The sequence below is a fragment of the Actinomycetes bacterium genome (assembly GCA_035506535.1).
Lineage (GTDB): Bacteria > Actinomycetota > Actinomycetes > DATJPE01 > DATJPE01 > DATJPE01.
This window is the reverse complement of sequence record DATJPE010000044.1, coordinates 1-13124: the sequence shown is the minus strand read 5'-3', so window position 1 is coordinate 13124 and position 13124 is coordinate 1. Positions and strand designations below refer to the sequence as shown.

General features: G+C 71.7%; 12 protein-coding genes. 11 read left to right on the top strand and 1 reads right to left on the bottom strand.

Features of this window, described 5'->3' with window-relative positions; translation table 11 throughout:
• Positions 1-17 precede the first annotated feature (17 nt).
• The 4 genes from purS to VMI11_06990 all read left to right on the top strand — a co-directional run bounded on the left by purS (position 18) and on the right by VMI11_06990 (position 4197).
• Positions 18-269 (top strand): phosphoribosylformylglycinamidine synthase subunit PurS, encoded by a 252-nt coding sequence (gene purS / locus VMI11_07005; GenBank protein ID HTY72160.1) that lies wholly within the window; start codon positions 18-20, stop codon positions 267-269.
• A complete protein-coding gene (gene purQ / locus VMI11_07000; protein HTY72159.1) occupies positions 266-961 on the top strand; it encodes a phosphoribosylformylglycinamidine synthase subunit PurQ in 696 nt (231 codons plus the stop codon). Before purS ends, purQ begins: the two co-directional genes overlap by 4 nt.
• Before the next feature lie 156 nt (positions 962-1117).
• Positions 1118-3376: a phosphoribosylformylglycinamidine synthase subunit PurL gene (gene purL, locus VMI11_06995; protein HTY72158.1), complete on the top strand. Its 2259-nt coding sequence runs from the start codon at positions 1118-1120 to the stop codon at positions 3374-3376.
• A 2-nt stretch (positions 3377-3378) separates the two neighbouring features.
• A complete protein-coding gene (locus VMI11_06990) occupies positions 3379-4197 on the top strand; it encodes a sterol carrier family protein (GenBank protein HTY72157.1) in 819 nt (272 codons plus the stop codon).
• Positions 4198-4428: 231 nt separating this feature from the next.
• Here the strand turns inward: VMI11_06990 and VMI11_06985 are convergent, their stop codons facing one another.
• Entirely contained in the window at positions 4429-5265 is an 837-nt protein-coding gene (locus VMI11_06985; GenBank protein ID HTY72156.1) for a TIGR02452 family protein, read from the bottom strand.
• A 215-nt stretch (positions 5266-5480) separates the two neighbouring features.
• Between VMI11_06985 and VMI11_06980 the strand changes: the two genes are divergently transcribed.
• The 7 genes from VMI11_06980 to purM form a co-directional block, all read left to right on the top strand.
• Positions 5481-6569 carry an ABC transporter ATP-binding protein gene (locus VMI11_06980; GenBank protein ID HTY72155.1) on the top strand — a complete coding sequence of 363 codons (1089 nt, stop codon included), beginning with the start codon at positions 5481-5483 and terminating at the stop codon, positions 6567-6569.
• Positions 6556-7740, top strand: coding sequence for an ABC transporter substrate-binding protein (locus VMI11_06975; GenBank protein ID HTY72154.1), 1185 nt, complete (start codon positions 6556-6558; stop codon positions 7738-7740). Before VMI11_06980 ends, VMI11_06975 begins: the two co-directional genes overlap by 14 nt.
• Before the next feature lie 28 nt (positions 7741-7768).
• A complete protein-coding gene (locus VMI11_06970; GenBank protein HTY72153.1) occupies positions 7769-8677 on the top strand; it encodes an ABC transporter permease in 909 nt (302 codons plus the stop codon).
• A gap of 20 nt (positions 8678-8697) precedes the next feature.
• Positions 8698-9486 carry an ABC transporter permease gene (locus VMI11_06965; GenBank protein HTY72152.1) on the top strand — a complete coding sequence of 263 codons (789 nt, stop codon included), beginning with the start codon at positions 8698-8700 and terminating at the stop codon, positions 9484-9486.
• 10 nt (positions 9487-9496) lie between these two features.
• Positions 9497-10714: an aminotransferase class V-fold PLP-dependent enzyme gene (locus tag VMI11_06960; GenBank protein ID HTY72151.1), complete on the top strand. Its 1218-nt coding sequence runs from the start codon at positions 9497-9499 to the stop codon at positions 10712-10714.
• Between the two features lie 39 nt (positions 10715-10753).
• Positions 10754-12292 carry an amidophosphoribosyltransferase gene (gene purF / locus VMI11_06955; protein ID HTY72150.1) on the top strand — a complete coding sequence of 513 codons (1539 nt, stop codon included), beginning with the start codon at positions 10754-10756 and terminating at the stop codon, positions 12290-12292.
• 50 nt (positions 12293-12342) lie between these two features.
• The coding region (purM, locus tag VMI11_06950) for a phosphoribosylformylglycinamidine cyclo-ligase (protein ID HTY72149.1) at positions 12343-13124 on the top strand (782 nt) is incomplete at its 3' end.

Sequence of the window (13124 nt, the reverse complement as noted above, 5' to 3'; positions counted from 1 at the left end):
GCCAGCTTGGAGCGCCCGTGGCCCGCGTCGTCGTCGACGTCATGCTCAAGCCCGAGATCCTCGACCCGCAGGGCAAGGCCGTCGCCCGCGCCCTGCCCGGCCTCGGCGTGGAGGGGGCGTCCTCGGTGATCGACGTGCGCATCGGCAAGCGCATCGAGCTCACCGTCGACGGCGAGGTGGACGCGGCGACGCTGGCGGCGGTCGAGGAGCTCGCGCACACCCTGCTCGCGAACCCCGTCATCGAGGACTACACGGTGAGGGCGGAGTGAGCGCCCGGGTGGGCGTGGTCACCTTCCCCGGTTCCCTGGACGACCGGGACGCGCAGCGGGCGGTACGCCTCGCCGGTGGTGAGGCGGTCCCGCTGTGGCACGCCGACGCGGACCTCCACGGGGTCGACGCGGTGGTCCTGCCGGGCGGGTTCTCCTACGGTGACTACCTGCGCTGCGGCGCGATCGCCCGCTTCGCCGCGATCATGGGCCCGCTGGTCGACGCGGCACGCGAGGGCATGCCCGTGCTGGGCATCTGCAACGGATTCCAGGTCCTCTGCGAGTCGCACCTGCTGCCCGGTGCCCTCGTGCGCAACGACCACCTCCACTTCGTGTGCCGCGACCAGCGGCTGCGCATCGAGTCGAGCGGGACGCCGTGGACCTCCGGCTACGCGCCCGGCCAGGAGATCGTGGTCCCTCTCAAGAACGGCGAGGGCGGGTACGTCGCGGACGAGCGCACCCTCGACGAGCTCGAGACCGAGGGTCGCGTCGTCGCCCGCTACCTCGACGTCAACCCGAATGGCTCGCGCCGCGACATCGCCGGCATCAGCAACGCGGCCGGCAACGTCGTGGGTCTCATGCCCCACCCGGAGCACGCCGTCGAGACGCTCACCGGCCCGAGCACCGACGGCCTGACCTTCTTCACCTCTGTCCTGCGCGCCCTGACCGGCATGAGCGCTCCGGTGCCCGCGTGAGCCGGCCCACCCGCCCCCACCCCGGCGATCTTGAGAGATCCATGGCAACACGCCGACCCAGCCCCTGCATCTCTCAAGATCGCGCGGGAAGGAGGAGCGGCGCGTGACCGTGGACACCGGAACGGCGGCGGGACGAGCGGGAGCGAGGAGCGGCGCGTGACCGTGGATACAGTCAAGGATGCGGAGGCGACGCCGGAGGCGGAGCAGCCGTACGCCGCGCTCGGGCTGAAGCCGGAGGAGTACCAGCGGATCCGGGAGATCCTGGGGCGGCGGCCCACGTCGTGCGAGCTGGCGATGTACTCGGTCATGTGGAGCGAGCACTGCTCCTACAAGAGCTCCAAGGTGCACCTGCGCCAGTTCGGCGAGAAGGCGCCGGCGAGCGACGCCCTCCTCGTCGGGATCGGCGAGAACGCCGGCGTCGTCGACGTCGGCCAGGGCTACGCCGTCACCTTCAAGGTCGAGTCGCACAACCACCCGAGCTACGTCGAGCCGTACCAGGGTGCGGCCACCGGGGTCGGCGGCATCGTCCGCGACATCCTCACGATGGGCGCGCGTCCGGTCGCCGTCCTCGACCCGCTGCGCTTCGGCCCGGCGGACGCCCCGGACACCAGGCGCGTGCTCCCCGGCGTGGTCGCCGGGATCGGCGGGTACGGCAACTGCCTGGGCCTGCCGACCATCGGCGGGGAGCTGGTCTTCGATCCGACGTACCTGGGCAACCCGCTCGTCAACGCGCTGTGCGTCGGTGTGATGCGCCACGGGGACGTCAAGCTGGCGCACGCATCGGGACCCGGGAACCTCGTCGTGCTCTTCGGCGCCCGGACCGGCGGCGACGGCATCGGCGGGGTCAGCGTGCTGGCCAGCGAGACCTTCGAGGCGGGTGGTCCCGCCAAGCGGCCCAGCGTCCAGGTGGGCGACCCGTTCATGGAGAAGGTCCTCATCGAGGCGTGCCTGGAGATCTTCGCCGCGGACCTCGTCGTCGGCATCCAGGACCTCGGTGGTGCCGGGCTGTCGTGCGCCACCTCCGAGCTGGCCTCCGCCGGCACCGGCGGCATGCGCATCGACCTCGACCGGGTGCCGCTGCGCGACGCGACCCTCGCTCCGGAGGAGATCCTCATGAGCGAGTCGCAGGAGCGCATGTGCGCGATCGTCGAGCCGGCCAAGGTCGAGGCCTTCCTCGCGATCTGCGAGAGGTGGGGCGTCGACGCCACCGTCATCGGCGAGGTCACCGACGGCGAGCGCCTCGAGGTGCACTGGCACGGCCAGCTCGTCGTCCAGGTCCCCCCGCGCACGGTCGCGCACGAGGGCCCGGTGTACCAGCGGCCGTACGCCCGCCCGGCCGACCAGGACGCCCTGCAGGCGGACGTACCGGACGGGCTGCCCCGCCCCGGCACCGGAGCGCAGCTGAGGGAGCACGTGCTGCGGCTGGCCGCCTCCCCGAACCTGGCCGACAAGTCGTGGGTCACCGCGCAGTACGACCGGTACGTCCAGGGCAACACGGTCCTCGCGCAGCCGGCGGACTCCGGCATGGTGCGCATCGACGAGGAGACCGGCCTGGGGGTGGCCGTCGCCACGGACGCCAACGGCCGCTTCGCCAGGCTCGACCCGTACGCGGGCGCGCAGCTCGCCCTCGCCGAGGCGTACCGCAACGTCGCGACCACCGGCGCCCGGCCGCTCGCGGTCACGAACTGCCTCAACTTCGGCTCCCCCGAGGACCCGGGCGTGATGTGGCAGTTCGCCGAGGCGGTACGCGGCCTGGCCGACGCCTGCCTCGAGCTCGGGGTGCCGGTCACGGGTGGGAACGTGAGCTTCTACAACCAGACCGGCGACACCGCGATCCTGCCCACGCCTGTCGTGGGGGTGCTCGGGGTCATCGACGACGTGGCGAAGCGCGTCCCCCTCGGTGGTGGGCATGAGGGCGATATCGTCGTGCTGCTCGGCGAGACCCGCGAGGAGCTGGGCGGCTCGGAGTGGGCGCACGTGGTCCACGGCCACCTGGGCGGCCTGCCACCGCGCGTGGACCTGGCCGCCGAGCGCTCCCTCGCCGAGGTGCTGGTCGGGTCGGCCGGCCTCGCGCACGCCGCGCACGACCTCTCGGAGGGTGGCCTCGCCCAAGGGTTGGTCGAGCTGGCGCTGGGTTCCGGCGTGGGCCTTCGCGTCGACCTCGCCGAGGTCGCGGCGGAGCCCTTCGTCGCCTTGTTCTCGGAGTCCACGGCCCGTGCGCTGGTCGTCGTGGACCCCGCGGGCGAGCCGGCCCTGGCGGGGCTCTGCGCTCGGCACGGCGTACCGATGCGCCGTCTCGGTCGGGTCGAGGGTCGCTCGCTCGTCGTCGACGGGCTCTTCGAGCTCGGCGTGGACGAGGTGCGCGCGGCCTGGTCCGCCACGCTCCCCGCGATCTTCGGTCCCTCCGTCACCTGAGCATGGCCCGACCCCGCGAGGTCGCCCTCGACGACGCCCGGCGCTGCCTGGACGCCCAGTGGGAGCTGATCAGCAGGTGGGTCGACGTGGTGCCGACGTCGGCCTACGACCGGCCGAGCCCGCTCTCCGGCTGGCGCGTACGAGACCTGCTCGCCCACCTGACGCGGACGCTGCGCATGTTCGACGACATCACGCCGACCTCGGCCCGGCCGCTGAGCATCGCCGGCTACGTCGCGGGGTACGCCGGTGCGGCCGACGACCTGCGCGACAGCGCGGTACGCCTCGCCGACTCCCTCGGCGACGACCTGCCCGCGGCGCTCGAGGCCGCGTGGGCGCAGCGCCGCCCGCGGATCGACGTCCTCACGCCGGGCGAGGTGCTCGACGCGCCCCGGGGTCCGATCCGCGCCGGTGACCTCGTGGCCACCAGGGTCGTCGAGTACGTCGTCCACGCCGACGACCTCGCCCGCTGCCTGCCGGACGCACCGCCCGGCCTCGACCCTGACGCCCTTGCTCCCCGCGTCCCCCCGCCGGGCCTCGACCCCGACGCCCTCGCGCTCGTCGTCCGCGTGCTGCTCGGCGTGCTCGCGGAGCGCGTACCCGGCCGCAGCGTCGAGGTCCGGGTCCCGCCCTACGGCGTCGTCCAGTGCGTCGAGGGACCGCGGCACACCCGGGGGACGCCGCCCAACGTCGTCGAGACCGACCCGCTGACCTGGCTGCGCGTCGCCGCCGGGCGCCGGACCTGGGCCGACGCGGTGCACGCCGGCGACGTACGCGCCTCCGGCGAGCGCGCCGACCTCTCCCCCTGGTTGCCCCTCCTCTGACCCGAGGCCGCGCGCAGCCGACGCCCCTTGCCCCCGCCCGTTGCAATGAACGCGGCGTCGTTGCATACCTAGTGCAACCACGCCGCGTTCATTGCGCTGCACCCACTCACCGCCCGCGCATCCACCCACCGCCCGCAACCACCGCAGCCCCCGCACACGAGCCGCGTCCGACGTGCGCGCGTGCGGACGTCGGAGACTCGAGCTGGAGATGTCTCGGCGGACCGCCTGCCGCTAGTCGTGGCCGTGGCCGCCAGGGAAGACCGCCCGGAAGGCGGTGAGAGCGGGGGCACCCGGTCGAGGGTCGTAGATGGCGAACGTGACAGCCAGCCGGTCCGAGAGGTTCGGATCCCCCAGAATCGACCGGAAGGCGCGTGCCACCGTCGAGGGTTCGTTCCCGAAGACCCCACAACCCCAGGCGCCGAGGACGAGCCGCGTCCAGCCGTGGGAGATGGCGGCCTCGATCACTCGCCGCCCCCGCTGGACGAAGATGGCCTCCAGGTCTCCGCTCCATCCCCGGTCGAGGAGCGCTCGAGCGTTCGGAGCGGCACAGGTGATCATCGAGAGTTGGTACGGCTCCTTGAGCAAGGCCCCGGAATCGCGGCGGAAGACCGGGACGGCCGGGGAGCACAGCACGGTGTCGGTATAGGCGGGGTGGCCAAGGCGACGATGGCGGGCGTAGAAGTCCGGCGCCGACTCCTGGCAGGCGACCAAGGCGGAGGAGCGAGCCAACGATTCCTCCTGAGCCTGGGATCCGCCCCGGTATCCGCCACCAGGGTTCTTGGCAGAGGCGAAGTTGAGGCAGGCGACCTCGGGTCCGTGCTGACGCACGAGTCTCTCTGAGGCTTCCAGGGTGGTCTCGGCCGTGACCTCCACCGTGGCAGTCCGGTCGTGTCCCGAGCGAGACGCTGCCACGTCGATCGGCTCATCGGGCTCGTGCAGGTGCGTGGCGCCGATCGCGCCGGCGAGTGCCTCGCCGAACTCGACCTCGATGTCGTCGACGCTGTATCGGCCGGCGACCACGACCTGGTCGGTCTCTGCCGCCAGCCGTGCTCGTTCCGCCCGGTTCACGGTCGATCACCCTCGTCTGCGCAACCGCACGGGGCAAGTGACTTCCGGGCCTGACGGCGGAGTCATCGATCCGACGGGGGCGGGAGGCGGGTGTGGCTGGCGGACCGCAAGCGCACAGCTGGCTGACGCAATCCGTAACGAGTGAGGAAGTTGGCGACGAAATCCGTCGTCCTTCTGATGTCAGAGAGCCTTGTTCGCTTGTACCCTCCTCCACCATGACGTCCCAGCCCGCCGTGAGCCTGCGCGGCCTGGTCAAGACGTTCGGCGAGGTCACCGCCGTCAACGGCGTCGATCTCGACATCGCCGACGGTGAGTTCCTCACCCTCCTCGGCCCGTCGGGCTCGGGCAAGACGACCGTGCTGCGCATGATCGCCGGCTTCGAGCTGCCCACCGCCGGACAGGTGCTGCTCGACGGGGTGGACGTCACCAAGCGCGCGCCGTTCGAACGCGACGTCAACACGGTCTTCCAGGACTACGCGCTGTTCCCTCACCTGTCGGTGCAGGAGAACGTCGAGTACGGCCTTCGGGTGCGCAAGGTCGCGGGCGCGGAGCGACGTACGCGCGCCGCCGAGGCGCTGGCCACGGTCCGCCTCACCGGCTACGGCGACCGCCGCCCCGCCCAGCTCTCCGGCGGGCAGCGGCAGCGGGTCGCCCTGGCGCGGGCCCTGGTCAACCGTCCGCGCGTCCTGCTGCTCGACGAGCCCCTCGGGGCCCTCGACCTCAAGCTCCGGGAGGAGATGCAGGTCGAGCTGAAGGCGCTGCAGCGTCAGGTGGGGATCACCTTCATCTTCGTCACGCACGACCAAGAGGAAGCGCTGACGATGTCGGACCGGATCGCGGTCTTCGAGAACGGACGGATCGCCCAGGTCGGCAGCCCGGCGGAGGTCTACGAGCGTCCCGCCGACCGCTTCGTGGCCGGCTTCGTCGGGACGTCGAACCTGCTGAGCGACGACGTCGCACGATCGGTCCTCGGTCGTGGCGGCACCTGGTCGGTGCGCCCCGAGAAGATCCGGGTCACCGAGCCGGACGCGGAGGTCGCGGTGGGGGAGCGCTCGGCGCTCGGGACCGTGCAGGAGGTCGTGTACGCCGGCCCGGTGACCCGCTTCGTGGTCGCGCTGGACGCGGGTGCGGCTCTCGTCGCCGTGCAGCAGAACCTGCGGACGTCCTCGATGGACGTCCTGAACTACCGACAGGCGCGCGTCCGCCTGGTCTGGCACCAGGAGCACGAGTACTGCATCGAAGCCGACGCCGGCGAGGCGCCCGGCCCGTCACAGGGAGAGGACGTGGAGCATGCGCATGCGTAGCTTGGCCGTGGTCGCCGGTGTGGGGATGGCGGTCGCGCTGGCCCTCGCGGGCTGCAGCAGCAGTTCGAGCGGCGGCAGTGGCAAGCCCCCGAACGTCGCGATGGCGACCTCCGTCGGTGCGGGGGAGGGCAAGCTCAACATCATCGTCTGGGCCGGGTACGCCGAGGACGGCAGCGACGACAAGACCGTCGACTGGGTGCACCCGTTCGAGAAGGAGACCGGGTGCCAGGTCAACGCGAAGGTGGCCAACACCTCCGACGAGATGGTCACCCTCATGCAGACCGGGCAGTGGGACGGCGTCTCTGCCTCCGGTGACGCGACGCTGCGGCTGATCTACGGCGGGAACGTCGCGCCGGTCAACACCAGCCTGGTGCCGAACTACGCCACGGTCTCCGACTTCCTCAAGGACAAGCCGTGGAACTCGGTGGACGGCCAGATGTACGGCATCCCGCACGGCTGGGGCGCCAACGTCCTCATGTGGAACACCAAGGCGGTCACGCCGGCGCCCGACTCCTGGAGTGCGGTGTTCGACCCGAACAGCCCGTACAAGGGCAAGATCACCGCGTACGACTCCCCGATCTACATCGCCGACGCGGCGCTGTACCTCGAGAAGACCCAGCCGGACCTCAAGATCACCAACCCGTACGCGCTGGACAGCAAGCAGTTCGCCGCGGCGGTGAACCTGCTCAAGCAGCAGCACGCGATGATCGGCAGCTACTGGTCGGTCTACACCGACGAGGTCCAGGCCTTCGAGCAGGGCAGCAACGTGATCGGGACGGCGTGGCAGATCAACGCCAACCTGATCAACGGGGACAAGAAGGTGACCGTCGACTCGATCGTGCCCAAGGAGGGCTCCACCGGCTGGTCGGACACCTGGATGATCGCCGCCAAGGCGGCTCACCCCAACTGCATGTACAAGTGGATGAACTACATCATCTCGCCGAAGGTCAACGCCGAGGTGGCCCAGTGGTTCGGTGAGGCGCCGGCACAGGCGCTGGCCTGCCAGGAGGCGGCGCCGGGCTTCTGCGACCAGTACCACGCGCTCGACGCCGCCTACGCCGCCAAGATCAGCTACTGGACCACGCCGACCACGAAGTGCCTCGACGGCCGGGGGAACAAGTGCGAGGACTACGCGGCCTGGACCAAGGCGTGGACGGAAATCAAGGGCTGACCGTCCCCGGTGGCCTGAGAGGTCTCACGTGACGAGCACGACGACGACGGCTGGACCGGCGGCACGCCGCCGGTCCAGCCGGCTCTCGGCGTACCTGCACGCCCATCCGACCCTGCGGCTCGGAGCGCTGCTGTCCGCGCCGCTGACCTGGCTGATCGTGCTCTATCTCGGCTCGCTGACCGTGATGTTCATCTCGGCGTTCTGGACCGTGAACGCCTTCACCAACGAGATCGAGAAGCGGTTCTCCACCAGCAACTTCCAGCAGCTGATCACCACGCCGGTCTACCGGACGGTGGCCATCCGGACCGTCACCATCGCGGCGACGGTCACGGTGATCGACGCGGTGCTGGCCCTCCCGCTGGCCTTCTTCATCGCCAAGGTCGTGCACAGCCGGCGCGCGCGTGCTGCGCTCGTCGTCGCGGTGAGCATGCCGCTGTGGGCCGGGTACCTCGTCAAGGGCTACGCCTGGCGGGTCATGTTCGACCACAACGGGGTGATCGACTGGGCGCTGCGCCCGCTCGGGCTGTCCGGTCCGGGCCTGGGGATCCCCGCCACCACGATCGCCTTGGCCTACATCTGGCTGCCGTTCATGATCCTGCCGATCTACGCCGCGCTGGACCGCCTGCCCGACTCCCTCCTGGACGCGGCCGCCGACCTCGGCGCCCCGGCGTGGCGCACCTTCCGGACGGTGGTGATGCCGCTGATCTGGCCGGGGGTGGTCGCCGGCTCGATCTTCACCTTCTCGCTGTCCCTCGGCGACTACATCATGGTGCGCATCGTGGGCGGCAAGGCCCAGATGTTCGCCTCGATCGTCTACGACAACATCGGCGTGGCGGGCAACCTGCCGTTCGCCGCGGCCGCCGCCCTGTTCCCGGTGATCGTCGTGGTGCTCTACCTCGTCGTCGTACGTCGTACCGGCGCCCTGGACAACCTGTGACGCTGTCCCGCCGCGCCCGGATGGTGCTCACCGGCATCGCGGTCCTCGTCCTGGCCTTCATCTACTCGCCGCTGCTCGTCGTGCTCGTCAACTCCTTCAACTCCTCGAAGGTGTTCTCGTGGCCGCCGCGGTCGTGGACCACCCAGTGGTGGCACAAGGCGGTGACCAACGTCGGCGTCCGCGACGCGCTGTGGACGAGCGTCAAGGTGGGCCTGGCGGCGACGTTCGTCGCGCTCGTCCTGGGCTCGATGATCGCGTTCGCGGTGGCCCGCTACCAGTGGTTCGGCCGCGGGGTGATCAGCTTCCTCGTCATCCTCCCGATCGCGCTGCCCGGCATCGTCACGGGCATCGCGCTGAACTCCGCGATCACGACCGTGCTCCGGCCGGTCGGCATCAACTTCGGGCTGCTCACGGTGATCATCGGGCACGCCACCTTCTGCATCGTGATCGTCTTCAACAACGTCGTCGCGCGCCTGCGACGTACCGGTGGTTCCCTGGAGGAGGCCTCCATGGACCTCGGCGCGGACTCCTTCACGACCTTCCGGCGGGTGACCTTCCCGGTGATCCGGTCCTCGCTCGTGGCCGGCGCCCTGCTGGCGTTCGCGCTGAGCTTCGACGAGATCGTCGTGACGACCTTCACCGCCGGGCCGGGCATCCAGACCCTGCCGCAGTGGATCTTCAACAACCTGCTGCGCCCGAACCAGGGCCCGATCGTCAACGCCGTGGCCGCGCTGCTCATCGTGGCCTTCATCGCCCCGGTCTACCTGGCCCAGCGCCTGTCCGACGGCCGCTCGGGCGGCCGGCTCTAGCCTGTCCGGCGTGATCACCGACGAGGAGTACGCCGCCGCGCTCGACGTGAGGCATCCGCTGGGGGCCGCGCGGGCCAGGTTGGCCCGCCCCGATCCCCGGCTGGTCTACCTCGACGGCAACAGCCTGGGACCGCTGCCCATCGCCACCGGCGACCGCCTCGCCCGCTTCGTCGAGGAGGAGTGGGGACGTGACCTGGTCCGCGGCTGGCAGCGGTGGGTCGACCTGCCGACCCAGGTCGGTGACCGGTTGGGAGCCGCGCTGCTCGGTGCCGCTCCGGGCCAGGTGGTCGTCACCGACTCGGTGACCGTCAACCTCTACAAGCTGGCGTGGGCGGCGCTCGACGCATCCCCTCCGGGGCGCCGGGTCATCGTGACCACCGACCACGAGTTCCCGACCGACGCCTATGTCCTGTCGGCCGTGGCCGCACAGCACCGCGGCAGCGTGCGGGTCTACGACGGGCTCATCGGCGACGACGTCGCGCTCCTCGCCACGTCGCACGTCGACTACCGCTCCGCGGAGATCGCCGACGTGGAGGCCCTGACGGTGCAGGCCCATCGGGCCGGGGCGAGGGTGCTGTGGGACCTGAGCCACTCGGCGGGGTCGGTCCCGGTGCACCTCGACGCCGCGGGCGTGGACCTCGCGGTGGGCTGCACCTACAAGTACCTCAACGCCGGCCCGGGCGCACCGGGCTACCTCTACGTGCGCCGGGGCCTCGCCGAGCAGCTGCGGACGCCGATCCCGGGCTGGTTCGGCCACCACGACCAGTTCGCCATGGCGTCGGAGTACGTGCCGGCGCGCGGGGTGGCCCGCTTCCTCGCGGGGTCACCGCCGGTCGCAGGTCTCCTGGCCGTCGACTCCGGTGTGGCGCTGCTGGCCGAGGTGGGCATCGACGTCCTGCGGGCGACGTCGCGGGCGCTGACGACCTATCTCGTCGAGCTGGCCGAGGAGTGGTTGCTCCCGCTCGGCTTCCGGCTCGCCTCGCCCCGCGACGCCACGACGCGCGGTGGGCACGTCGCCCTGGCACACCCCGACGCCTATGCCATCAGCGCCGCCCTCATCAGGGACGCCGACGTCGTTGCCGACGTGCGGCCGCCCGACATCCTGCGTCTCGCGCCCGTCCCGCTGGTGACGTCCTTCGCCGACGTCCGCGAGGGCCTGCGCCGCATCAGGGACCTCGTGGCGTCCGGCGGCTACGCCGGCGCCGAACACGTGGGACGCGTCACCTGAGCGCGTCGGTCGTCCCCGAGACTCCCGTAGACTGAACGCGTGCCTCGTGGTGACGGACGGCTCTCCCACGATCTGCTTCCCGACGAACACGGCCCCCAGGACGCCTGCGGCGTCTTCGGGGTCTGGGCGCCGGGTGAGGAGGTCGCCAAGCTCACCTACTTCGGGCTGTACGCCCTGCAGCACCGCGGCCAGGAGTCCGCTGGCATCGCGGTCAGCGACGGCCGCCAGATCCTCGTCTACAAGGACATGGGCCTGGTCTCGCAGGTGTTCGACGAGGGGCACCTCACCGCGCTCCACGGTCACCTCGCGGTCGGTCACACCCGCTACTCGACCTCCGGCGCGAGCGTGTGGGAGAACGCGCAACCGACCTTCCGGGCCACCGCGACCGGGTCCATCGCACTGGGCCACAACGGCAACCTGACGAACACCCCTGAGCTGGCCAAGCTGGTCGACGAGCTCCAGGACACCCGCGGCGAGCTCGCCCTGCCCGGGGCGAGCGCCATCCGCTCGACCAGCGACACCGACCTGCTCACCACGCTGCTGGCGTCCTATCCCGACCTCTCGCTCGAGGGGGCCGCCCTCGAGGTGCTGCCGCAGGTCCGTGGCGCCTTCTCCCTGGTCTGGATGGACGAGACGACCCTGTACGCCGCCCGCGACCCGCAGGGCATCCGCCCGCTCGTCCTCGGCCGGCTCGAGCGTGGCTGGGTGGTCGCCTCCGAGAGCGCGGCGCTCGACATCGTCGGTGCGAGCTACGTCCGCGAGGTCGAGCCGGGCGAGCTGATCGGCATCGACGAGCACGGCCTGCGGGTGTCCCGGTTCGCGCCCGCCGACCCCAAGGGGTGCCTGTTCGAGTACGTCTACCTGGCCCGTCCCGACACCTCGATCAGCGGGCGCAGCGTGCACGCCACCCGGGTGGAGGTGGGCCGCCGCCTCGCCCTCGAGGCGCCGTGCCCCACGGCCGACCTGGTCATCCCGGTGCCCGAGTCGGGTACCCCCGCCGCGGTCGGCTACTCGCAGGCGTCGGGGATCCCCTTCGGCCAGGGCCTGGTGAAGAACTCCTACGTCGGGCGCACCTTCATCCAGCCCTCGCAGACCATCCGCCAGCTCGGGATCCGGCTCAAGCTCAACCCGCTGCGCGACGTCATCGCCGGCAAGCGGCTGGTCGTCGTCGACGACTCCATCGTGCGGGGCAACACCCAGCGGGCACTGGTCCGCATGTTGCGGGAGGCGGGGGCCGCCGAGGTCCACGTACGCATCTCCTCGCCACCGGTGAAGTGGCCGTGCTTCTACGGCATCGACTTCGCGACCAGGGCCGAGCTGGTGGCCAACGGGCTGGCGGTCGAGGAGATCCGGACCTCGATCGGCGCGGACTCCCTCGCCTACATCAGCCTGGAGAGCCTGGTCGCGGCGACCACGCTGCCGATCGGGCGGCTGTGCCGAGCCTGCTTCGACGGGACCTATCCCGTCCCAGTGCCCGAGGTCGACATCCACGAGCCGCGCCTCCTCGGCGGCGACCCCGAAGGCCTGGCGACCCTGGTCGGCGGCGGCGGCGCCGTCGACGCGCTGCGTCGCCCGTGAGCCTCGCGCCGTCGGGGACCGGGCCCTCGGAGGACTCCTCGGCCGCGCCGGTGCGGGTCGCCCGGCCGTCGGCGTCGTACGCCGACGCGGGGGTCGACGTCGAGGCGGGTGAGCGGGCGGTCCGGCTCATGCGGGAGTCGGTGGCGCGCGCCCAGCGGCCGGAGGTGGTCGGCGACCTGGGCGGCTTCGCGGGGCTCTTCGACGCGTCCGCCCTGCGGGCGTACCGCCGTCCGCTGCTCGCGACCTCGACCGACGGCGTCGGCACCAAGGTCGCGGTGGCCCAACGCATGGGCGTCCACGACACCATCGGCCTCGACCTCGTCGGGATGGTGGTCGACGACCTCGTGGTCTGCGGCGCCGAGCCGCTGTTCATGACCGACTACATCGCGATCGGCAAGGTCGTGCCCGAGCGGGTCGCCGCGATCGTGGCGGGGATCGCGGAGGGGTGCCGGCGGGCGGGGTGCGCCCTGGTCGGGGGGGAGACGGCCGAGCATCCCGGGCTGCTGGGGCCGGAGGAGTACGACGTCGCCGGCGCCGGCACCGGTGTCGTCGAGGCGGACGCCCTCCTGGGGCCGTCGCGGGTCCGCTCGGGCGACGTCGTCCTCGCCATGCGCTCCTCGGGCCTGCACGCCAACGGCTACTCCCTGGCCCGCCACGTCCTGCTCTCCCAGGCCGGCCTGTCCCTCGACCGCCACGTCTCGGAGCTCGGGCGCACCCTCGGCGAGGAGCTGCTCGAGCCCACCCGCATCTACGCCCGGGACTGCCTGGAGCTGGTGTCGGCGCCCGGCGTCGAGGTGCATGCCTTCAGCCATGTCACCGGAGGCGGGCTCGC